Annotated in this window: 24 protein-coding genes; 15 read left to right on the plus strand and 9 right to left on the minus strand. The window is 39.8% G+C overall.

What is annotated here, in order from left to right; translation table 11 throughout:
- Nucleotides 1-69 precede the first annotated feature (69 nt).
- From ttrR to PR675_RS00290, 12 genes are all read left to right on the plus strand, one after another.
- Nucleotides 70-666, plus strand: coding sequence for a tetrathionate respiration response regulator TtrR (gene ttrR / locus PR675_RS00235; protein WP_004918493.1), 597 nt, complete (start codon nt 70-72; stop codon nt 664-666).
- A 268-nt stretch (nt 667-934) separates the two neighbouring features.
- Nucleotides 935-1879, plus strand: coding sequence for a Kdo(2)-lipid IV(A) acyltransferase (locus PR675_RS00240; RefSeq protein ID WP_004918492.1), 945 nt, complete (start codon nt 935-937; stop codon nt 1877-1879).
- A 71-nt stretch (nt 1880-1950) separates the two neighbouring features.
- Entirely contained in the window at nt 1951-3171 is a 1221-nt protein-coding gene (gene mdtG / locus PR675_RS00245) for a multidrug efflux MFS transporter MdtG (RefSeq protein ID WP_004918491.1), read from the plus strand.
- Between the two features lie 443 nt (nt 3172-3614).
- Complete coding sequence (locus tag PR675_RS00250) at nt 3615-5147, plus strand: peptide MFS transporter (RefSeq protein ID WP_004918490.1); 1533 nt, start codon at nt 3615-3617, stop codon at nt 5145-5147.
- A gap of 142 nt (nt 5148-5289) precedes the next feature.
- The gene (locus tag PR675_RS00255) at nt 5290-6081 is read left to right on the plus strand and encodes a PhzF family phenazine biosynthesis protein (RefSeq protein WP_036943694.1); all 792 of its coding nucleotides are present in this window, start codon (nt 5290-5292) and stop codon (nt 6079-6081) included.
- A gap of 212 nt (nt 6082-6293) precedes the next feature.
- On the plus strand, nt 6294-6704 hold the full coding sequence (locus tag PR675_RS00260; protein WP_014658007.1) for an acyl-CoA thioesterase: 411 nt from the start codon (nt 6294-6296) through the stop codon (nt 6702-6704).
- Nucleotides 6705-6969: 265 nt separating this feature from the next.
- Nucleotides 6970-7425 carry a DUF1097 domain-containing protein gene (locus PR675_RS00265; protein WP_014658006.1) on the plus strand — a complete coding sequence of 152 codons (456 nt, stop codon included), beginning with the start codon at nt 6970-6972 and terminating at the stop codon, nt 7423-7425.
- A gap of 435 nt (nt 7426-7860) precedes the next feature.
- Nucleotides 7861-8907, plus strand: coding sequence for an aliphatic amidase (locus tag PR675_RS00270; protein WP_004918358.1), 1047 nt, complete (start codon nt 7861-7863; stop codon nt 8905-8907).
- 145 nt (nt 8908-9052) lie between these two features.
- Nucleotides 9053-10066, plus strand: coding sequence for an AAA family ATPase (locus tag PR675_RS00275; RefSeq protein ID WP_060560717.1), 1014 nt, complete (start codon nt 9053-9055; stop codon nt 10064-10066).
- 3 nt (nt 10067-10069) lie between these two features.
- Nucleotides 10070-10555: an AmiS/UreI family transporter gene (locus tag PR675_RS00280; RefSeq protein ID WP_272582644.1), complete on the plus strand. Its 486-nt coding sequence runs from the start codon at nt 10070-10072 to the stop codon at nt 10553-10555.
- A gap of 563 nt (nt 10556-11118) precedes the next feature.
- Nucleotides 11119-11685 carry a tetratricopeptide repeat protein gene (locus PR675_RS00285; RefSeq protein ID WP_004918352.1) on the plus strand — a complete coding sequence of 189 codons (567 nt, stop codon included), beginning with the start codon at nt 11119-11121 and terminating at the stop codon, nt 11683-11685.
- A gap of 187 nt (nt 11686-11872) precedes the next feature.
- A complete protein-coding gene (locus tag PR675_RS00290) occupies nt 11873-12310 on the plus strand; it encodes a universal stress protein (RefSeq protein ID WP_004918350.1) in 438 nt (145 codons plus the stop codon).
- Nucleotides 12311-12493: 183 nt separating this feature from the next.
- On the opposite strand, the gene PR675_RS00295 is transcribed toward PR675_RS00290, so the two are convergent.
- Both PR675_RS00295 and agp read right to left on the minus strand, forming a co-directional pair.
- Nucleotides 12494-12985 carry a GNAT family N-acetyltransferase gene (locus tag PR675_RS00295; protein WP_014658003.1) on the minus strand — a complete coding sequence of 164 codons (492 nt, stop codon included), beginning with the start codon at nt 12983-12985 and terminating at the stop codon, nt 12494-12496.
- A 153-nt stretch (nt 12986-13138) separates the two neighbouring features.
- On the minus strand, nt 13139-14398 hold the full coding sequence (gene agp, locus PR675_RS00300) for a bifunctional glucose-1-phosphatase/inositol phosphatase (protein WP_004918346.1): 1260 nt from the start codon (nt 14396-14398) through the stop codon (nt 13139-13141).
- A gap of 289 nt (nt 14399-14687) precedes the next feature.
- On the opposite strand from agp, the gene PR675_RS00305 reads away from it, so the two are divergent.
- Both PR675_RS00305 and PR675_RS00310 read left to right on the plus strand, forming a co-directional pair.
- Nucleotides 14688-15128 (plus strand): GNAT family N-acetyltransferase, encoded by a 441-nt coding sequence (locus PR675_RS00305; RefSeq protein WP_004918344.1) that lies wholly within the window; start codon nt 14688-14690, stop codon nt 15126-15128.
- Between the two features lie 13 nt (nt 15129-15141).
- A complete protein-coding gene (locus tag PR675_RS00310; RefSeq protein WP_004918342.1) occupies nt 15142-15690 on the plus strand; it encodes a GNAT family N-acetyltransferase in 549 nt (182 codons plus the stop codon).
- A gap of 10 nt (nt 15691-15700) precedes the next feature.
- On the opposite strand, the gene PR675_RS00315 is transcribed toward PR675_RS00310, so the two are convergent.
- The 7 genes from PR675_RS00315 to PR675_RS00345 form a co-directional block, all read right to left on the minus strand.
- Entirely contained in the window at nt 15701-16159 is a 459-nt protein-coding gene (locus PR675_RS00315; RefSeq protein WP_036943686.1) for a YbaK/EbsC family protein, read from the minus strand.
- 127 nt (nt 16160-16286) lie between these two features.
- Nucleotides 16287-16967, minus strand: coding sequence for a hypothetical protein (locus tag PR675_RS00320; protein ID WP_014657999.1), 681 nt, complete (start codon nt 16965-16967; stop codon nt 16287-16289).
- 104 nt (nt 16968-17071) lie between these two features.
- Nucleotides 17072-17725, minus strand: a complete 654-nt coding sequence (gene fdnI / locus PR675_RS00325; protein WP_004918336.1) for a formate dehydrogenase-N subunit gamma — start codon at nt 17723-17725, stop codon at nt 17072-17074.
- Nucleotides 17718-18599, minus strand: coding sequence for a formate dehydrogenase subunit beta (gene fdxH / locus PR675_RS00330; RefSeq protein WP_004918334.1), 882 nt, complete (start codon nt 18597-18599; stop codon nt 17718-17720). Before fdxH ends, fdnI begins: the two co-directional genes overlap by 8 nt.
- Nucleotides 18600-18611: 12 nt before the next feature.
- The gene (gene fdnG, locus PR675_RS00335) at nt 18612-21659 is read right to left on the minus strand and encodes a formate dehydrogenase-N subunit alpha (RefSeq protein WP_102780659.1); all 3048 of its coding nucleotides are present in this window, start codon (nt 21657-21659) and stop codon (nt 18612-18614) included.
- 533 nt (nt 21660-22192) lie between these two features.
- Nucleotides 22193-22516 carry a YnfA family protein gene (locus PR675_RS00340; RefSeq protein ID WP_014657996.1) on the minus strand — a complete coding sequence of 108 codons (324 nt, stop codon included), beginning with the start codon at nt 22514-22516 and terminating at the stop codon, nt 22193-22195.
- A 28-nt stretch (nt 22517-22544) separates the two neighbouring features.
- On the minus strand, nt 22545-23450 hold the full coding sequence (locus tag PR675_RS00345; RefSeq protein ID WP_004918324.1) for a LysR family transcriptional regulator: 906 nt from the start codon (nt 23448-23450) through the stop codon (nt 22545-22547).
- A 97-nt stretch (nt 23451-23547) separates the two neighbouring features.
- Here PR675_RS00345 and PR675_RS00350 point away from each other — a divergent pair, with 97 nt between their 5' ends.
- On the plus strand, nt 23548-23988 hold the full coding sequence (locus PR675_RS00350; RefSeq protein ID WP_004918323.1) for a PACE efflux transporter: 441 nt from the start codon (nt 23548-23550) through the stop codon (nt 23986-23988).
- Nucleotides 23989-24011: the final 23 nt, after the last annotated feature.

Genomic DNA, 24011 nt, shown 5'->3' on the forward strand with positions numbered 1-24011 from the left:
ATATGTAAAAATACATTCATCATGAATTTAAACATTGATATCCCAATTTGATGAAGTGAGGTTCTATTCATGCCTGTTATCCATCTGGTGGACGACGATCCGGCAGTTACCGATGCTTGCCAATTTCTCCTTGAAACGCTCGGTTATACCGTCGTTGTTTGGAATGACAGTGAACAATTTGTTCAACAAGCCGACCTTCACCAAGAGGGCGTGGTACTCCTCGACATGCGTATGCCAAAACTGGATGGTCGCCAAGTTCACCAACTGCTCAAAGCCCAACAAAGCACATTAGCGGTGATCTTTCTCTCTGGTCATGGCGATATTCCTATGGCCGTCGAACAAGTCAAACTAGGCGCTGTCGATTTTCTACAAAAACCAATTGATAGCCAGCTATTAGCAAAAACACTTGAGCAAGCACAAGAAAAAACCCAACAAGCCACGGCAAGTTATCTTATTCAGCAGCGTTACCAAACACTGACACCAAGAGAAAAAGAGATTTGCAAATACGTTTTGCAAGGCTTAATTAACCGGGAAATCGCCGATGTGGCCTGTGTTTCTGTTCGAACCGTCGAAGTGCATCGTTCTCGCATGATGGAAAAAATGGCAGTACGGAATTTGGCCGAACTGATGAGTACCCTACAGACGGCCAATTTATTAAATGAATAATTTGTTATACTCACCATACTTTAGGTGGCAACGCTGTTAATTAAGTGAATTTACTCAAATTACAGCCTTAGGTCTCTACTGACCTGCCCCTCAAATTATTTAGAGTATATAATAGATACTATTGATAATTTGATTGCTTTTAGCACTGGCTTGCTTGCTCATCTCATGGCCTTCTAGTCGCTAAAATCAATCTGTTAATCGCTGTTGTCATAAAAATTTAAACAACTCACAACGGCCTTCAGTCACTAACCTAATTTTTTGGAAACCAATGATACAAGCTCCAAAGTTTGATAAAAGTTTATTACACCCACGTTACTGGCTCACTTGGTTTGGTATCGGTCTGCTTTACGTACTGGTTCTTTTGCCCTATCCCATGATTTATTGGATGGGAACCCGTTTAGGCTTATTGTCCAAACATTTGCTAAAAAAACGCGCCCAAATTGCCGATCGCAACCTAGCGCTCTGTTTTCCTGAAATGAGCTTAGAAAAACGCCAACACTACATTGATAAAAATTTTGAGTCCGTGGGTATGGGGGTTTTTGAAACAGGCATGGCATGGTTTTGGCCTGAATGGCGCATACGCCGCTGGTTCAAAATCGAAGGGCGTGAACATATGATTGCGGCTCAATCGACAGGCCGTGGCATTATTGTATTAGGGATCCATTTTCTGACATTAGAGCTTGGTGCAAGAGCTTTCGGTATGCTTAACCCCGGCATTGGCGTTTACCGTCCAAATGATAATAAATTAATGGACTGGCTTCAGACCCGAGGACGCCTACGCTCTAACAAATATATGTTGGACCGCAAAGACGTCAAAGGGATGGTACGCAGTCTCAAACAAGGGGAAATATTGTGGTATGCCCCCGACCATGATTATGGTCCTCGAAATAGCTCGTTTGCCCCACTATTTGCAGTAAAAAATGCAGCAACCACCAATGGCTCAGCGATCTTATTGCGCTTAGCGAATCCGCTTATTGTTCCTTTTATTCCGCGTCGCTTACCCGCAGGAAAAGGTTATGAGTTGGTTATTCAACCTGCTGTCGATGATTTCCCTATCGATGATGAAGTCGCGGTTGCAACCAAAATGAATCAACTTATTGAGCAAGCGATATTATTAGCCCCCGAACAATATATGTGGCTACACCGACGTTTTAAAACGCGCCCCAAAGGAGAAACTTCTTTGTACGGTGATTTAGACAAAATCCATCATTAGATAAAACACAACGGCTGTCAGTTATCTGGCAGCCGTTGTGTTTTAAGCATAAACAGTTGAGCAAGGAGTCTATGTTAAACAGAAACAGTTATTGGAAACGTAATCTTTATGTCGTTTGGTTCGGTTGTTTTTTAACCGGTGCGGCATTTAGCCTGATCATGCCTTTTCTTCCGCTTTATATTGAGGAGTTAGGGGTTACCGATCACAGCTCATTAAACCTATGGACAGGAGCCGTTTTCAGTATTACGTTTTTGTTTTCCGCTATTGCCGCTCCATTTTGGGGGCGTTTATCTGACCGCAAAGGCAGAAAGTTGATGCTACTACGCTCAGCACTCGGTATGGCAATAGTGATGGTGCTCATTGGTTTCGCTCAAAACATTTGGCAATTATTGATACTAAGGGCCTTATTAGGACTACTCGGTGGATTTGTGCCCAATGCAAATGCCCTCATCGCCACACAAGTTCCCGTGAAAAAAAGTGGTTGGGCAATGGGCGTATTAGCGACGGGCGCCGTTAGTGGTGCCCTGATCGGTCCATTGATTGGCGGGTTACTTGCTGACCAATATGGCTTACGCCCCGTTTTCTTTATTACTGCAACGGTCCTCTTTATTTGTTTTATTGTGACCTTATTCTATGTTCGTGAACGTTTTACCCCTGTTTCACGTAAAGACGCGCTGAATAACAAACAAGTATTTGCCTCCCTCAAAAATAAGAATTTGGTGATTAGCTTATTTTTTACCACCATGATTATTCAAGCTGCGATTGGTTCCATCAACCCTGTCATTACACTCTATGTTCGTGATCTTGCAGGCACGACTGAGAATTTAGCCTTTATTAGCGGGGTAATTGCCTCAATTCCAGGGGTTGCAGCGCTACTCAGTGCGCCTAGATTGGGGAAACTAAGTGATCGTATCGGGCCAGAAAAAGTGCTACTTGCAGTATTAGCGGCCTCTATTTTCGTTTTATTCCCTATGGGATTGGTGAGTAATTACTGGGAGTTGGGGGCGCTGCGTTTCTTGCTCGGTGCATTAAACGCCGCTTTATTGCCCGCAGTACAAACATTAATTATCTATAACATCTCACATCAAGTGACAGGGCGCATTTTCAGCTACAACCAAGCCTTGCGGGATGTTGGGAACGTGACTGGCCCGCTAATGGGCTCGTTTGTGGCCGCAAGCTATGGCTTTAGAGCCGTCTTTTTCTTTACCGCTGCCTTAGTTCTATTTAACTTACTTTATTCATGGTACATCATTAAACGTCAATCTCAGGATTGTAAATCACCATCGGCCTAATAGAAAAGAGAGGGCTAAGCCTTCTCTCGCTGCTGAACAAAACATCCCATCACGTTCACTGTGAATAATCGGTAGAGTTATTTATTCATTTCCCTCATTTATTGTAGGTATAACAGCATTTTATGCAAAAAACACAGAAAACATAACATAAATTTATGTTTTATAAGACTATGTTTCTTTTATAATCACCTCTTTTCTTGTCAACAAAATTCCTGTATTGTCGCCTACCTTATCGTGAAAAATGCGAGTGATATCGACTTTTCACCTTAAAAAAACACTTTTCACAATAAATATATTCTGTTTTTCAGTGTTTTTATAATAATGTATGTTAAAAATATGTTTACAAAATGAAGTTAACATATCTCTAAATTTTGGCACCTACCACTTTGTCAGGTGTTTTTTCAAGCACAACTAATCAAAATATAATTTATCGGAGTTCACAGATGAGTCATTCTGCGACTAAAACAAAAACCTTTTTTGGGCATCCATACCCACTGAGTTCACTCTTCCTCACGGAAATGTGGGAAAGGTTCTCTTTCTATGGCGTGCGCCCACTGCTCATCTTGTTTATGAGTGCCGCACTGCTACAAGGGGGAATGGAGTTACCTATTGAGCAAGCTTCCGCTATCGTCGGGATCTTTGCTGGTGGGGTTTATATCACATCACTTCCTGGTGGCTGGCTAGCAGATAACTGGCTAGGGCAGCGCAGAGCGGTTTGGTACGGCTCGTTAATCATTGCATTCGGCCACTTATCAATCGCAATGTCTGCGTTTTTAAGCAATACCTTCTTCTTTGTTGGTCTCCTATTAATCGTGTTAGGAACTGGTTTGTTTAAAACCTGTATCACGGTTATGGTGGGAACACTCTATAAAAAAGAAGATACTCGTCGTGACGGTGGTTTCTCCTTGTTCTATATGGGGATTAACATGGGGTCGTTTATCGCTCCACTGATCATCGGCCCTTTGCATGAAAAATACGGCTGGCATCTTGGCTTTGGTCTTGGCGGTATCGGTATGCTGATTGCACTCTTGATTTTCCGTTTCTATGCCATCCCACAAATGCGCCGCTACGACAAAGAAGTCGGGTTAGATTCAACGTGGAACCGCCCAACTGTCGAGCGTAAAAATGTCGGTAAATGGGTAACGCTCGCTATGGCAATCCTCGCGGTGTTGGTGATCCTTATCGACAATGGCGTTATCCCCTTTAATGCGGCGACAATCGCAAAAAGCTCAGCCTACATCATCTCCACGTGTGTGGGTATCTACTTCTTTTTCATGTTCTTCTTTGCCGGCCTTAATAGCAGTGAGCGTTCACGTCTCCTCGCTTGTTTGATACTGCTCATTGCAGCAGCTTTCTTCTGGTCAGCGTTTGAACAAAAACCAACCTCATTTAATATCTTTGCGCGTGACTATACCGATCGCCAAATGGGCTCATTTGAGATCCCAACCATTTGGTTCCAGTCTATCAACGCATTGTTTATTATCCTGTTGGCACCTGTCTTTAGCTGGTTCTGGCCTTCTCTTGCCAAACGCAATATCAACCCAAGCAGCATGACTAAATTTGTCATCGGTATCTTATTTGCTGCGGCAGGCTTTGCGGTCATGATGATGGCAGCCAACCAAGTTCTTGCCACACAAACAGGGGTTTCGCCGTTCTGGTTAGTTTCGAGTATTCTTTTACTCACTCTCGGTGAGCTATGCCTAAGCCCTATTGGCTTAGCAACCATGACTCTGCTGGCACCACAAAAGATGCGTGGCCAAGTGATGGGGCTCTGGTTCTGTGCAAGCGCATTAGGTAACCTTGCTGCTGGTATCATGGGCGGGAATATCAATAAAGAGCAACTAAATTCAATGCCTGAGTTGTTCTCACATGTTTCAATCGCATTAGTTATCTGTGCAATCGTGCTAGCTGCATTAATCATTCCAGTCAGAAAAATGTTAAAAAATGCAGATGATAACGAAGTAAACGCAAAATAATTTTCCGTTAGTTATCAATCATCCCCACGCCCGATATGCAGAATTACCTATCGGGCGTTTTTATTTCATCCTTAAAACTATTATGTTAGTGATTAATTAACGCTATACTTTTCCCCTATTTAACCTGCTTTTGGAAACCGTTATGAGTCTTTCAACACTGCCTGTTTTCTATGTTGATGCTTTTACCAATACCCAGTTTCAAGGCAACCCTGCCGCGGTCGTATTACTTGATGAATGGTTACCAGATAACCAATTGATTGCGATTGCGGCTGAAATTAATTTATCAGAAACCGCATTTTTAGTTGGGGATCATATTCGCTGGTTCACACCGGCGGTAGAGGTCAATCTCTGTGGGCATGCCACATTAGCGGCTGCATTTGTCCTTAATCAGTTTAGACAACACCCCATTAACCCTTTTATTTTTAAATCCCTCTCAGGGGAGCTGACGCTTTATAAAAATGGCAGTGGGTTTACTCTCGATTTCCCTATTCTCAATACACAACCTGCTTCAATTGCAGATTACCCACAGCTAGCCGATATTTTGGGGGTTGAAATTGAAGCATTGTGGCTAGCTAAAGATCGCTATGTCTGTTTCTTAAGTAGCCCTGACCAAGTGGCACACTGCTCTCCAAATATGTCTGCTTTAGCTGCACTGCCTCTACCTGGCCTAACAATTACAGCAGCAAGTCATGAACCACATATCGACTTTGTTTCACGCTATTTTGCCCCAGCTAAAGGCGTGGATGAAGATCCCGTCACAGGTACCTCGCATTGTGCCATTGCCCCATTATGGGCGGCTCGCTTAAATAAAAATCAGTTAGTCGGCCATCAAATATCGGCTCGTGGTGGTGTCGTACTATGTGCGGTTGAAGATCAGCGGGTAAAATTAACGGGTGAGGCAACACTGTTTTTAACGGGTCATATACATCTATGATCACTAATATATTTACCCTTGAAATATCATCGGTGTAATTTATTTTAAAAGCATATTACACTGAGTTGATAGATGAAAGGCAGCTAGGCGACGACGCATATGCCACTAAATACATACAAATGTATGCCATTATTGCATCAATGCCGTCAGCAATGCTGCCATTTGAAGTATGACGAATATCGTCTCCACAGCAATTATTGTAAGGCCATATTATGCGTTCTGACGTTGATGAGATAATCACGCAAAAAATTGAAGGTTCTATCACAAGTGTTTCAAAGGTTATTTTTCCAACCACCACTAACCACCACGACACCTTATTTGGTGGTACCGCTCTCGCTTGGATGGATGAGGTCTCTTTTATTACCGCAACACGTTTTTGCCGTAAACGCTTAGTGACAGTCTCAACCGAAAAAATCAATTTCACTCACCCGATTCCTTCTGGCACCATCGTCGAATTAGTCGGTAAAGTTAGCCGCGTTGGTCGAACAAGTTTGACTGTCAATGTGTCGATATTCTTAGAAGATATGTATCGTGAAGGACGCGAAGAAGTGATCCATGGTCAATTTAATTTTGTTGCCGTTGATGATAACGGAAAACCAACACCGTTATTTGATATGGAATAGTGTATATCTAGGTAGCAAGCTGTCAATCGAACCCGTTCAACAGGCACTCACCTGCTACCTAGCTGTCTAAAAACAACACGTTCAATCTAGATAGGAAAATTTCCGCGTATATCTTGATCAAATGCTTTTTTTTACCTGATTAGCTAATGATAGAATCCCCTCCCTTCGATAACCTCTCCCGATAGATGGCTCGATAAACATGTCAAGAGAATGACGGGTTCATTTTCTATTCTGGTTTAACTTTAATCATTATTTAAGAATCACTGTGAAAATACTTTTTTCTATTTCTTTAACAACCGCGATTTTGTCAGCCGTTTGGGCGTGGTTAGCGAATTCGTTAGGGCTGATTGGGTGGGCTGGTTTTTTAGGCTGTACCGCTTATTTTGCTTATCCAAAAGAAGGCATTAAAGGGTTGTTCATTACCTTCTTCACTACCGCCAGCGGAGTCGCATGGGGTCTCATTATGCTCCACAGCGATACCTTGTTTAATGGTATTCCTAATTTATTGGAATATTTGATCACGGGTATTGTGGCTTTTATGATGTGCATTCAAGCAAGGCAGCAATGGCTATCATATATTCCCGGCACATTTATTGGCGCATGTGCTCTTTTTGCCTCTCAAGGCGAATGGACAGCCGCCCTTCCTTCATTATTGGTGGGGGTCTTATTCGGTTATTTAATGAAAAAAAGTGGCTTATGGTTATCTGAAAAATTAAAGTGACATTTCAATTTTACGGGGTTGCCGTTTTATCATGACATTGATCAGTTAGTTGTGCTGATTTTTTACAAATAAGAACGACAACCCTCTACTAAAGATTAAACTTTGAAAAACAGCTAAGCGCGCCCATCACCAACATTTATCATTAATTTAAATCAAAACCACAATATAAAAATAAATTTGTTACACAAATTTTCGTTATTATCCCCCATTACCTCTTCTGTGATTGACCAAGTAAAACCCCATATAAACGATAAAACACACTCTTTAAGAAAAAATTAGCTAATAAAATCAAACAATTAAATAACCCCACAAAATTCATTATAAAAATGCGACGTAAATCACATTTCGGCGCCATTTACTCCCCCCACTTGTAACTTAATAACTATATTTACTTAGTCGTAAAACGAACATCAAAATGACACAAAGGGGAAACTTATGAGACATGGTGATATTTCAAGTAGTCCAACATCAGTGGGTGTTGCGGTTGTGAACTATAAAATACCTCGTTTGCATAATCGAAAAGAAGTTATTGAAAATGCAAATAAAATCTCAGATGTTATTGCAGGAATGAAAACCGGTTTTCCAGGACTTGATCTGATTATTTTTCCTGAGTACAGCACTCAAGGCATTATGTATGATCATGAAGAGATGATGGAAACGGCAGCAACTGTACCGGGTGATGAAACACAAATTTTTTCAGCTGCATGTAAAGCAAATGGTGTGTGGGGCGTATTTTCAATCACAGGTGAACAGCACGAAGAACATCCCTTAAAAGCCCCTTATAACACACTTATCTTAATTGATGACAAAGGGAATATTGTACAAAAATACCGCAAAATTATCCCGTGGTGCCCTGTCGAAGGTTGGTATCCAGGCGATAAAACTTATGTTTCAGAAGGACCTAAAGGGTTAAAAATAAGTCTAATCATCTGTGATGATGGTAATTATCCTGAAATATGGCGTGATTGTGCAATGAAAGGCGCTGAGTTAATTATTCGCTGCCAAGGCTATATGTATCCTGCCAAAGAGCAGCAAATTATGATGGCAAAAACCATGGCGTGGGCAAATAACTGTTATGTCGCCGTGGCGAATGGAACAGGTTTTGACGGTGTTTATACCTACTTTGGTCATTCCGCTATTATTGGTTTTGATGGTCACACATTGGGCGAATGTGGTGAAGAAGAGATGGGCGTCCAATACGCGCAACTTTCTGTCACGGAAATTCGCGATGCGCGTCGATATGACCAATCACAAAACCACCTCTTTAAAATATTACATCGTGGTTATACCGGTATTTATCAATCAGGTGATGGTGATAAAGGTCTCGCAGAGTGCCCGTTTGAGTTTTATCGTAGTTGGGTTCTAGATGCAGAAAAAACTCAACAGCAAGTTGAAAGCATAACCAGAGAGACTATCGGTGTTTCAGAGTGCCAAGTTTACAATTTACCAACCGATGGCAATAAAATAAAAATTGTAGGCTAATGAATAAACTATAAATTTACTAAATATAAATTGTTATTTTTAAACGTTGTCGTATGCGTCAACAACGGGGAATATTATCGTATTTTATATAAATAGTTTTTCTTGATTTACTACTTAATAAATTATCACTATTTAGGAATAATCCATGCCCTTTATTAATGATATGCTAGCTGAAAGTCATAAAGAAAAACACATTTCAGAGCCCCAAAAAAAGATGGGCCATTTCCGGTTTATTTTTGATCCTGATAAAGTCATTCAATATATTGAAAATACTATTATTGGCCAAGAGGAGGCTTTAAAACAGTTAAAGGATATTCTTTATTGTATTAAAACCAATATTTTTGATCCCGAAAGGCCACTAAGTACCATGCTATTTCTTGGGCCAACTGGTGTTGGTAAAACAGAAACAGTGATCGCTTTAGCAAAAGCGCTTAATAATGGTAAAGCGCATTATTGTCGCATAAATATGAATACGTTGTCTCAAGATCATTATGCCGCATCTTTATCTGGTGCACCTCCCGGTTACGCCGGGAGTAAAGAATCATATTCCTTGTTTGATATAGATAAAATCGAAGGAAGCTATAGTACACCAGGTATTGTCTTATTTGATGAAATAGAAAAAGCAAGCAAAGAAGTGATTAGAACACTGCTCAATATTCTTGATACTGGTGAATTGAGCCTTGCAAATGGTCAGAAAGTTATTAACTTCAAAAATGCCATTATTATTATGACTTCCAATTTAGGCTCTAGAGATATTTTAAATGAAAAACAGGGGTTAGTACATTTATTCACTAAAAAATATCATCAGCAAAAAATACTAAAATTGTTAGAAAATAAATTCGAACCTGAATTTATTAACCGTATCGATAGAAAGATTAGCTTTAATAAAATAGATTCAGAACAAGCGAGTAAAATTATTGATATTGAACTTTCAAAACTCAATAAAAGAATCGCTAAAAACGCCGTCACAGTAGTACTGGATACTGCAACAAAAATGAAAATAAATTCAATGTGCGATCGTCGCTACGGGGTAAGAGATATCAAGCGAATATTTAAAATTCATATTGAACCATTAGTTGCCGATGTAATATTACATGAAAAAAGCAGAGAGCACATAGAATTTACTGTCGAAAAAAATCAATTCTCCCTCAAGAGGTGATAAATGAATGGCCTATTACTCATTTTTATTGGTAGCGTTTTAATCATTAACGGTATTTCTATCATTAAAGGATATGACAACAAAGAAACAGGAATATTCAATGGCATTATTGGTTTTTTCTGCTTAATTGGCAATATTGTTTTAATGGTAAATGCTAAAGAAAATACTGCATACCTTACCATTGCCCAATCAATGTTATTTACATTCACTTATATTTTTCTCAGTTTTATAAAGATATATTCACTATCAGGGAAACTATTTGGTTGGTACTGCCTTTTTGTCTTTTTTAATGCTTTATTCTACGCCTACTACACAAGTGCTGATGCTCGAATGATTGCACTATGGTTGCTTTGGGCTATTCTATGGTTTCTATTTTTCTGCGTATTTTCACTTAATAAAACCATTAAATATCTCGGTGAGTTAACTTTGGTAATCGGTATTGTGACTTGCACCTTACCTGGGCTAATGATGGTAACTAACACCTGGTAAAATAACATATAAATAACAACACCCCCTAAATTGCTAGGGGGTGTTAACGATTTTTAACTTATATTTAAATAATTATACGTTTAAGAAAATGCCTAAAAATAACCGGCTTTAAATGCCGTTTTTAAGGGGTTGTTAATTGATTTTTATTTATTCTTTACCATGCTTGATATTTCAAAAAAACTCCCCCAATCCAGCATTAGCAAAAAAAACCAGCATATCGAAAAATACTATATAATATGCTAATTACAATATAATAAACTTATAAAATACTCCCACTCCGTCACCATCTGAATTTAACTCACCCATGCCTTGTTTTATATTAAAAATACACATAATCTGCGTGATATCGCTTCATCACATTGAAATATCTTCCATCATATAAAAAACGTTAAAACACATTGATATTCTATGTTTGGCGACGTAGAGTATTTAACGTAAAATTTATTGGTTAACCCTAACAACGATTGTTGATAATGTTATTATTCGCTTGATCTATGTCTTCATATAAAAACGAATCACTATCTTTATCTTGCTCACTGACACAATAAGATATTAATAGCACTATGTATAAAATCTACTCATTACTGTTACTTTTCATTCTTTCTATTCACTCAAGTTTCGCGGAAGTTCCAAAAGAGACGTTAAGAATTGTGGAGAATGAAGCCAAAAAAGGTGATATCAAAGCGCAAGTTATGCTAGGTATTGGCTATTACCTAGGCAAAGAGATAAAACAAGATTACCCTAAAGCTAAAAAATGGTTAACTATGGCGTCCAATAAGGGTAACGCAGATGCACAGCTTTTTTTAGCCGACATGTACTTAAATGGTAATGGCGTTGAACCTAACATTGAAACTGCAATCAACTGGCTTGAAAAATCCGCCAATCAAGGCAATGCAGAAGCCCAGAATTACCTTGGGCAGATATACTATCAAGGCGTTGGAGTGAAACAAAACTACATTATTGCTTTTGATTGGTTTAAAAAATCAGCCGATAAAAAGTTCCCACCAGCACAATACCAAGTCGGTAAAATGTATGAAAATGGTGAGGGTACAGAAATGGATGATAAAGCAGCGAGCGAATATTTAAATAAAGCCTGTAAAGGTGGTTTAAAAGAAGCTTGTAAAAAGTAATCTATTCGTTTGATTCACTGCTACAAGCCGTAGCAGTGATACTTTCCTCCCCTACTTTCAACACAGAACAGCTATCCCCTTTCATTTTTAACCAAAATAGCTAATTACATTTAAAATATTAATGATTAATTTCAATATGCTTTGAAATGTTCTAAACTTATAAAATAAAAGATAAAAAGGAGGATTTATGTACAAAACTATTTTAGTTCCGATCGACGTTAGCGAAGATGCACTGACTGATCTCGTCATACCCCATGTTAATGCAATTCAGAAATTAAATGACGCTGAAGTTCATTTCCTTGCTGTCACAGCACCTATTTCTAACTATTTGCGCTATGGTGGAACCATTCTTCCTAGTGATTTCCCTGACGAAGAAAAGCAAGCCGAAGTGATTCTCGATGAATTAAAAGAAAAAGTTAAACGCTTCTCTATCCCAGAAAATAAGATCCACGTCACCTCTTCTGTCGGCTCCGTGAAAGATGAAATCTTGGCTATCGCTGAGGAAATCAATGCAGACCTCATTTTAATCGGCTCTCGCCATCCAAGTATGTCAACATACCTGTTAGGGTCTAATGCAGCATCTGTCGTACGCTATGCAAAAACTTCAGTTTTAGTCGTTCGATAATAAAAATGCGATAGCAAAAAATAGATTTTTTAATAAAATATTCAGCCTTTAAACTCATCAAGATCATCTTTTTACGATGATATCAAGAGATAATAAATACACACAATTTATAAGACTATTACACAAGATTATCAGTTAAATTGAAGGCTCATAAACATTTTCGTGGCTTTCACGCCCTGCTTTTTAGCAGGGTTTTTTCTTCATTAACGATGATAGTTTCAATCGAAAACGCTTAAAAGCCACCCCATCAAAATCCACCTCTCCCTCTTCGATAAAACCATAGCGCCTAATTGCGCCCAGTTTTTTTCGACTTAATGGGAGGTGGATAGTTATCGACGTTAATGACAGTTGAGCCGCCGCTTGCTCAACTATTTTTTTAGCAATATTTTTACCGTATCCCCAGTAATCTGGATGAAGCACTAACGCTAAATCTGCGTCTCCATTTTCATCTTGAAAACCACCCCAACCGCCAAATACGCCATCAAAAGTTAATGCCCATACACCAAAGCCATGTGTTTGCCAGTGTTGCTCTTTCTGTTTGACCCATTCCTTGCAAAAAGTCTCATCAAATTGATTATCACCTAGCGGCATATGCGCTAATACAAGCGGGTGAGTATTTAATGCGATGATGTCATGACAGTTAATTTGACTTAAACGTTGTAATTGGATATTCATTTTGTCCAGTTTTATCGATTTATCTTGTGTAAAAAACAAATGCTAACACACACACTGGGGTCCATTCCGTGAGTTTTAACATGCGAAATATAAAGTATATATACAGATGATATTTATTGCCCGCAAGACCACGGGCAATAAATAGAGGCTATTTTAGTTTGATTGATCTAATGCTGATTTCATCACTTTTTGAAAATCTTCCCAAGAGCAGTATCCATTTTTATCTATTGGGCAATTTTTCATTTCTAGCGTGACATGTTTTGGTGGCGTTTCTAAAGACAGGTAACTATTATTTCTAAGTTGCTCTGCTGTTTGATATACATACTCCACTTTAACATAGTCTTTCTTATCGCTCTTATCATGCCAACGTTGGAAGACCAATTTTCCACCAATAGGCGTATATTCATATTGATCAGGTAGTTTATAAGGTTTGAAATCCATTGCTGACATTAAGGAAGCAATATTTGAGTCATGCCCAACCAACATAATAAATTTAGCAGTCTCACCTTTATCAGCGGAAACAAAGCCCTTATTGATATAATTTAATAATGGGTGAGCCACATTCTTCGCAATCAATTTGGGGGAAAATAGCGTTTCCTGATAACCATTTTTAAGGGTATTTAATTTAGTCCATTTATCATCCGTGTTGACCATACCCCAAGCCACTTGTGATTCAGGAAAACCCTCATAGTATTGCAAATCGATAGCATCTACTGCCGAGTTCGCTATTTTAAGTGAGCCAACAACCCCCGGTTCTTTATTCGCTTCAATAATAAAACTGTTTGTTTGCGATGAAAGCTCGCAGAGTTTATCGGTCTTACATTTCTCCGAATTTTTAATGTCGAGCACGGTATCCAATTCATCATAACCAGGTTTAAGGTTGAGGCCCTTTAAATGCTCCTCCATGGCTAATAATGCTTTTTGTTTAAACTCAGGGCTATCGTTAGTAATGATTGGATTAAAAACAGGATCCATCTTACCTATTTCAGGTTGGTGGTGGATCTTCACTGTGCACCCAGGAAATGCGCCCGCAGTGAAAAATTGAGCCGTTGCAATGGTTCTTTGTAAGCTATTCGTGTAAACGAAAAGATCTTCATTACCCGTTGGGCATAATTCATCGGGAACTAATTTATTTTGCTCAATCCATTCTCTAAAGTAGTGCCCCATATACACTTCTAGTGCACCACCTTTTGTTGTTAAATAGCCACTTTGCGCATCCCAAGCTGGCCATTTTTTATCGGTAACTTCGGTTAAGATCCCCGTATTCACAATCGGTGTGCGCAAATTATGACGACTTAATAATAAAACTTGGTCAAGTTGCATATTTTCGACATTATCGGTATTTGCAAGTACTGGAGTCATTGGGGTAAGCAATGCGGCTGATAAACAAACTGTTAAAACTTTATATTTCATCGAAAGCTCCCTACCATTTTGTTGTTGTATATTATCGTTATGATTCCTGCCGTTAATATTCTATAAAAACAATCCCATTATGATTATTTTTCTATAAAATTAACATTCCGTTATAATGAAGTAACTGACTTTTTTTTCTGCGATTAATATCTCAAAAATAGACTTGGCCTGCTGTTTTTCCCTCAATTAAGGATAAATACGCTATTTCTATGAAAGCTATTTTAAAATTGCGCTACGGCATATTAATCAATACACTCAAAGAAACGACATTGGGCTAAAGGCATCATTCATGGGTATTCAACCTGCTACTCCTGCACAATACCAGCAAATTATGGCTGTTTGGGAGTCATCCGTCAGAGCAACGCACGATTTTTTACCTGAAAATATATTACAGACGTTAAAAGTGGCAATCCGTGAACAATATCTTCCCCAATTGGCAACTTATGTCTCAATAGATGAAAATAATCAAATAAGTGGGTTTATTGGCGTTGATCAACATAAACTTGAAATGTTATTTATTTCAGCGGCTCATCGGGGTAAAGGAATAGGTAAACAACTCCTCAATTTTGCCATAAAAGAGTTGGGCATTAATGAAGTTGATGTCAATGAGCAGAATCCACAGGCTGTTGGTTTCTACCAACATATGGGGTTTACACAATTTGCTCGTTCTGAAACGGATGGTGAAGGTAACCCCTTCCCCATTCTCCACATGCAATTAACCACAAAATAATACAAGGCTTCACATGTCAATCATAGAACTTGAAACGCCTCGCTTACGTTTAAGACGCTGGGCCGAACAAGATAAAGAGCGTTTTTTTGATATGAATAGTTCACCGGAGGTAATGCGCTACTTCCCTTCGGTATTAAATAAATCACAAAGTGATCAAATGATGGACACGATTATGGAACGATTTGCCACCCAAGGAGGATGGGGCATATGGGCCGTTGAATTAAAATCGGACCATTCACTGATTGGGTTTGTTGGATTAAATATTCCAGAATATCCGCTTCCTTGCTCCCCTTGCACAGAAATCGCATGGCGATTACTTCCGCAATATTGGCGGCAAGGCTATACAACAGAGGCGGCCAAGACTGTTATCCAATTCGCTTTTAATCAACTTAAACTAAAAGAAATTGTCGCATTCACTGCGGTCGCCAATACCCCTTCTGAAGGCGTGATGAAAAAATTAGGGATGACCAAGGAGGCTGAAAACTTCGCTCATCCAGCACTCCCTGAAGGCCATTGGCTACAAGAACATGTGTTATATCGCCTACAAAACCCTTATTTGTAAATCGATACAACTATTGGCAAATATCTATCCAAGCACCTTTGGTCAGCTCGAGCATCCGTTGAGGCGATATTCTCAGCGCACTGTTTACAGAGCCAGCAGCAGGCAGTACCTCACTGTATTGTTGCAATGAAATATCGCAATATACAGGGAGTTCGGAAGGCAAACCAAATGGACAAACACCCCCAACAGGGTGACTGGTTAGCTCTACCACCTCATCGGCTCTGAGCATTCTCGCTTTCGAGCCTAAAGCCTGTTTAACCTTTTGGTTATCTAATCGAGCTTCTCCAGCACAAACCACAAGCACAACCTCATTTTTCACTTTCAATGATAAGGTTTTCGCTATTTGGTTAGGCTCAACATTATGAACGATGGCAGCTTGCTCAACGGTAGCCGTCACGCCATCGGTTTCAATAATGTCGATATCCGGCGCATGTTGAGCCATAAAGCGTCTAACAGATTCAATACTCATAGTCGTACTCTTTTATTGTTGTTTGCAAGTGATTGTTAATGTATGTCGCTGACTTCGCTCCGATAATTGAAGTCGCTGTTCTAAGCTATGCTGCTTTTTATGTTTGTTTTTCAGAAAAAGTGCTGTTTCAGTTCAATGGGTCACACGCACATTGATTTGCTGAATAACGAAGCGCAAGGTTTATATGGTGATACAGTTCATTGGTTAACCTATCATATTCTGCTTCTAACCCTTTTTCATAAGCTAAAAATGGGGATGAATCATTCCATGACCCCATACCACCGAATACCCAAGCGCCACATGCCACATCAAATAATCGTTCACAAAGCATCTCATTATCTTCAACTGGCTTTTGGAGTTTTTCTGCTTGCGATTTAAAAATAGCAGCAAATCCTGTTTCACCGATTTGTTCAGCTAATTGTTCAATTTTTTGCAGCGTCAGCAAAAATGCCTGCAAGTTATTCCCTTCATTTTGCAATGATGACAGAGATTGCTCTGATACTGACTCAACAAATATGGCACTTTCATCTGCCCATTCTAAAGTTAAAACTATTGAAGTAGGCTTATCGCAAGTGATGACGATTTGTTGCTGTTGATTAAAATAGTATTGGCTGTTTCTTGTTATATTTAAATAACGGCGTAACTGTTCGATAAAATCATCCACCTGAGTTTCTCGGATAACTTCTGCGCCTTGTTGGTTACATAAAACCCAATATTTCACATAAGACATTTTACGTAATAATGAACGGTCTTTTTCTCGTTTTAATGCTCGAACGGAACAGTAAGCAATATATTGGTCAGCCCGCATGTTTTTTTCCTCTGCATATGCACGAACCATTAACACTAACAAAAAAATCGCCAAAAAAAAGCCACCGCATTATTGCAGTGGCTTTGAATTAAAAATGGAAAGCGTTACGATTTGTTTTTTTCCGTTTCCGCCTCTTTTGCTTCAATTTCTCGATACCAACGAGGGTGATGTTTTTTCGCCCAACGACGACTGACTTTCCCTTCAATCATCCCCTTAATCGAGCCTTTAACCCAAAATGCCATATACATATGAATCAGAATAGCGTGAATTAAGATGATTGCCGCCGCCGCATGGATAAATAAACTCCAGCGTACTAACCACATTGGGAATAAATGCGCAAAATATGGACGCCAGATAATGATCCCTGTTGCTAAGAGTACAAAAATCATACTCATGATGCTCCAGAACATCATTTTTTGTCCTGCGTTATATTTGCCTACATCTGCAACATGGTGTTCGTTACCTTTAAGAACCTCAACAATGTTCTTGATCCAAGGTAAATCTTGTTTATCTGGAATGTTATGTTTTACAAAACGGAAAAACATAAACATCAACACCACAAAGATTAATACACCAAAAAATGGATGTAGGATCCGCCCCATTTGTGGTGTACCAAAGGTTTCAGTCAACCATTGCAATGTTGGGAAAAAGAGCGCTATCCCAGACAAAGCAACTAAAAAGAAGCAGATAACCACGGTCCAGTGGCATGCTCGGTCAATAAACTTTGTCCGAACAATCATTTTGCTCTTTTTACTCATGACCATCTTCCTCCTCTTCATCATCCACTTCTTTATTAGGGCCAACTCCAACATAGTGGAAAATCAACCCTGCAAAAGTGGCAATAAAGCCGACTACTGAAAGTGGTTTCAAGACTGCCTTCCACAAGTTAATCGGTGTATCAATTTGTGGATCCTTTGGTAACCCATGATATAACTCTGGATTATCCGCATGTTGGAGTACATACATCACATGTGTACCGCCCACGCCTTTAGGGTCGTAGATCCCTGCGTTTTTAAAACCACGTTTTTGTAGTTTATCGACACGCTCAGAGGCATATTCCAACATCTCTTTTTTAGTACCGAAATGAATAGCCCCTGTTGGGCAGGTTTTCACACAGGCTGGCTCTTGGCCTACCGCGACTCTATCCACACACAAAGTACATTTATAAACTCGATTATCTTTCGGGTTTAAACGAGGAATATTAAATGGGCATCCCGCAATACAATAACCACAACCGATACAGTGCTCAGATTGGAAATCCACAATACCATTTGCATATTGGATAATAGCGCCTGCTGAAGGGCAAGATTTTAAACAACCAGGATCCGTACAGTGCATACAGCCATCTTTACGGATAAGCCATTCTAACTTGCCATTTTCAGTCGTTTCGCTAAAACGCATCACTGTCCATGACTTAGCGCTCAAATCCAGAGGGTTGTCATAAACCCCCACACAATGGCCGACCTCATCACGAATGTCGTTCCATTCCGAACACGCCACCTGACAGGCTTTACAACCAATACAGGACGTTACATCAATGAGTTTCGCAACTTCAAACTTGTCATCACGCGCTTGTGGTGGAGGCGTAATACTGTTGGTCGCGGAACGTTTAATAATGTCTTGAGATTGCATTCGTTCCCTCCCTTACGCCTTCTCTATATTAACCAAAAACGCTTTATACTCAGGTGTCTGAGAGTTTGCGTCACCAACGGATGGTGTTAACGTATTCGTAATGAAGCCTTTTTGCGTTGCACCTTCAAAGCCCCAGTGGATCGGTACCCCAACCGTTTCTATCGGTTTACCATCGACCATCAACGTTTGTAAGCGCTGTGTCACAACGGCTACTGCTTTAATGAAGCCACGTTGACTGCTCACTTTGACTCTATCGCCATTTGCAATACCTTTTGCCTTCGCCAAGGTTTCACTGATCTCAACGAATTGTTCAGGCTGCACAATCGCATTTAAACGCGCATGCTTCGTCCACGTATGGAAATGCTCCGTTAAGCGGTAAGTCGTTCCGACATAAGGGAACTGCTCATGGTTTCCAAGGCGCTTTTTATCGTCCTCAAAAATACGTGCCGCTGGGTTAGAAACGACATTTGGATGTAGCGGGTTCGTACCTAATGGGGTTTCAAACGGCTCATAATGTTCAGGGAATGGCCCTTCCGCCATTTTATCAATTGCAAATAGACGGCCTAAGCCTTCAGGTTGCATGATAAATGGCCCAGTACCGACTTCAGGTGCCGAAGCATTAAAGTCAGGAATATCATTACCGACCCATTTTTTCCCATTCCACTCGATCAACATCCGTTTTTTATCCCATGGCTTACCTTGTGTATCACAAGATGCACGGTTATAAATCACGCGGCGATTCAATGGCCATGCCCACGCCCAACCTAATGTATTTCCGAGTCCTGATGGGTCACTGTTATCACGGTTTGCCATCTGGTTCCCTTTTTCGGTCCAGCAACCAGTATAAATCCAGCAAGACGAGGCCGTAGAGCCGTCATCGCGTAACAGCGCGAACGAGCTAAGCAGTTCACCTTTTTTGGCTTGCAAATTACCGTCAGCATCATACAAATCGACCAATGCAACGCCATTGTTCTCTTTCGCAACTTCTTCTGATTCAGGATGGAATTGGCGTTTGTAATCCCAACGCATCTGCATTAATTGATCACGACCTTTCCCGCCTTCTTGCTCATAAAGCTCGCGGATTTTATATAAAATACCGGTTAAGATCTGACCGTCATTACGTGCTTCACCCGGTGCGTCTGCTGCCTTCCAGTGCCATTGCAACCAACGGCCTGAGTTAGCAATCGAACCATCTTCTTCGGCGAAACAGGTTGATGGCAAACGGAACACTTCAGTTTGGATAGATGCCGTATCAACGTCATTCATCTCACCATGGTTTTGCCAGAAATTAGCCGTTTCCGTCACCAAAGGGTCAACAATAACTAAGTACTTCAATTTACTTAAGCAGCTAACTACTTTGTTCTTGTCCGGGAACGATGCAACAGGGTTAAAACCTTGGCAAATATAGCCATTAACTTGATCTTTACTCATCATGTCAAAATACTTCATGACATCATAAGCCTGATCCCATTTTGGCAACCAATCATAGCCCCATTGATTATCTTTTTGCGCAGCATCACCATAGAAAGACTTCATCAAACTGACAAAGAATTTTGGATAGTTACTCCAATAGTTAACCTGATTTGGCAACGTTGCTTTTGGTGTATTAGCAGCTAAATAGCTGTCTACTGTCACCATTTTTTCAGAAGGCAAAGTGAGATATCCCGGTAGACTTGTTGATAACAAACCGAGATCCGTCAGCCCTTGAATATTTGAGTGACCACGCAGCGCATTCACCCCACCACCAGCCATACCCATATTGCCGAGCAGCAATTGGATCATCGCCATAGTACGAATATTTTGTGCACCAACAGTATGTTGAGTCCAACCTAACGCATATAAAAACGTTGTTGTTCTATCGGCAGCGCTGGTTGAAGCCAAAATTTCGCAGACTTTTAAAAAGTCATCTTTTGGTGTACCACAAATTTGTTCGACGATTTCGGGTGTATAACGAGAAACGTGCTGTTTGAGCAAATTCCATACACAACGAGGATGTTGTAAAGAGTCATCACGCAACGCATGACCATTTTCATCAAATTGATAGTTCCACGTGGTCTTATCATAAGCGCGTTTTTCCGCGTTATAACCACTAAATAGACCATCTTCAAAGCTGAAATCATCCCTTACCAAGAGTGCCGCATTGGTATAGTGTTGTACGTACTCTTTATTAATTTTGTTATTTTCTATCAGATACAGTAGTACCCCTGACAAGAAGGTAATGTCAGTACCTGAGCGAATAGGCACATAGTGATCAGCCACTGATGCCGTACGCGTAAAACGTGGATCAATGACAATCAGTGTGGCATCGTTGTTATTTTTCGCTTCAATTGCCCAGCGGAATCCAACAGGATGTGCTTCCGCAGCATTTCCGCCCATCACAACGACGACATTAGCATTTTTGATATCAACCCAGTGGTTGGTCATCGCACCGCGACCAAATGTTGGAGCAAGACTTGCTACCGTTGGTCCGTGTCAGACACGCGCTTGGTTATCAACCGCTAACATCCCGAGGGAGCGTGCAAATTTCTGAGTTAACATACCGGTTTCGTTGCTCGCCGCGGATGCACAAAGCATCCCTGTCGATAACCAACGATTTACCGTTGTTCCTTGTTCATTTTTTTCGATGAAATTTGCGTCTCGGTCATCTTTCATTAACCGAGCAATACGGGTGAAAGCTTCATCCCAACTTATACGCTGCCATTTATCAGAGCCTGGTGCGCGATATTCAGGATAACGTAGTCGATTTTCACTATGGATGTAATCAAGTAGGCCCGCCCCTTTAGGACATAAAGCTCCACGGTTAACAGGATGATCAGGATCTCCTTCAACATGGAAAATAGCGGATTTAGCATTCATGGCACCATCGCCCATGCTATAGATTAATAATCCACACCCTACAGAACAGTAAGTACAAGTATTACGAGTCTCTTTAGACCGTAGTAATTTATATTCACGTACATTGGCCATTGCCGTTGCTGGCATAAAACCTAACGCTGCTACAGTAGTACCTGCCATCCCGCCGGCACAGATTTTAAAAAACTTTCTGCGACTGACGTTCATTGCTTCCCTCTTTATATTTATTGTCATTACCCTAAATAATCCAAGCATGCGATAGGTGGCTAACAACGCTATTTCGAGACAAAGATAAATTCTATAACTCGAATTAATCGGTGCAGTCCAACACTAAGCAACTTGAAACAAAATGGGTATAAGTCGGTCGCAGAATATCAGCGTATGATAATTATATATTGCCTAAAATCAATGAATGTGAAAATAAAAGGTAAATTAATATTAACTGAGTAGTTAATCTCCAATTAAATATACTACCAATAGAGTAGCTATTTTAAATATTGACACAGATCAATTAACGATAAATTTATAAATTGCAAAAATACAATTCAGATCAAAATATAAAAACCACAAGACCAAACAAAAATAAAACTTAAACCAAATAACGCGCTATTTATCATTATTATTAAATTTAACTTTAGGAATACGTAATTTTACTTTAATTCAAATAATCATCCAACTAAAAACAAAAATCCCTTTTCATTAATAAGCGTTAACTAATTATATTAATTTAAAATTAAACGCTATTTCCAACCACTAATAATAATACCAGCACCAATAAATACTACTACAGCCCCCACCCAGTCCGTTGTGTTTAATGATACACCATCGACTATACGCAACCATATCAATGCAGTTGCAATATAGATCCCCCCATATGTTGCATAAATTCGCCCACTTGCTTCAGGATGGAGCGTCAGCAACCAAACAAACAACATTAAACATAGTGCAGCAGGCAAAAGTAACCATGCACCACCTTGCTTTTTCATCCATAAATACGGGAAATAGCAACCTGCAATCTCAGCTAACGCCGTTAAAAAGAATAAACCAATAATGTTTAGTGACATAAAAGTATTCTCTACATTAGAACCGTTTTCAAACACGGGAAGATTGCATTAATTGATTATTTGCCTTTAATAATTCAATACATTCCTGTGCACCACGCTTTAACACCTGACCTTTCAAGCAAACAATATGTATCGGTAGCTCTAAGCCATTCGGCGTATTTTTAAACTCTAATCGTTTCAGTGAACCCTGCTGTAATTTATCTTTAATTAAAGAGAGGGGTAAATTTCCCCATCCCATTCCAGCTTCAACTAATCCCAATGCCATTGAAAAATTATCTGTTCGCCAATAATTAGTCGCAACTACAGCACGAATATCGCTGAGCTGATGCTGAAAACTAGTAATAATTATTTGACGAGTTTGCACGAGATCTTCCATATATAAGGAAGCTGAATGCCCAATTGATGGATGTTTTGATGAGATGGTTGCGACTAAAGACTCATAGCCAATACAGTGAAACTGCTCTTGTGAATTGACCGATATACCACCAAATGCAATGGCTAATTGAATATGATTTTGATGCAATAAAGGTAAAATATCATCTTGAGGCGCGGTCATTAATTCCACATGCATTAATGGGTAGCGCTGACTCAATATTTTTAGCGCATCAAATAATAAATCAGGGTTAATTCCTTCCGCAATTCCAATCGTTAACGTACTTTCTACCCCTTGAGTCAACTCGCGAGAAAATACATTCAACTGCCATAGATTATCCACAATATTACGTGCATAAGGTGCTAAGGCCAGCGCTTTTTCGGTTGGTTTAGGCTCCCTTGTATGCCTTTCAAACAGCAAAAAGCCCAACTCCGCCTCTAAATTGGCGATAGCCATACTCACCGCGGACGGCACACGGTGTAATGCCCTTGCCGCTGCTGAAAAAGATCCTTTTTCTAATACCGTTAAAAAGATCATTAAATTATCACTGTTAAATGGCATCTCTAACCTTTCAATAATATTGATAGTAGCTGACTTTTATTATCATCAATCTTGATTTAATTTACCAGACCTGACGACACAGTAAATGAGATAAAACATGCAAGGTATTAAGCGTAAAATTGTTTTTATCACCGCCTATGAAGTGATTGGCTGGGTGATTTCATCATTAGCACTCGCATTTCTTTCGGGGAATTCAGCGGGTACAACTGGGCCATTGGCTTTGGTAATAACCACTATCGCCGTTAGTTGGAACTTTATTTTCAATGTCGCTTTTGAATATTGGGAATCCAAACAGAAATCCCGAATTCGCACATTTCGCCGCCGGTTTGCCCATGCGGTTTTATTTCAATTAACCTTGGTGATCTTTCTAATTCCATTGATTGCTTGGTGGCTATCAATTAGCTTGTTACAAGCTCTGATATTGGATTTTGCTTTAATTATTTTTATCCCTATCTACACATTCTTTTTTAATTGGGCCTTTGACAAGATATTTGGGCTTCCGGCATCTGCCTTGCCGCAACAGGAGCACAGTCATTAATGAGCTAACTCAAATAGCCATCC

It is taken from the genome of Providencia sp. PROV261 (assembly GCF_028477945.1).
In the GTDB taxonomy this organism is placed as follows: Bacteria; Pseudomonadota; Gammaproteobacteria; order Enterobacterales; family Enterobacteriaceae; genus Providencia; species Providencia stuartii.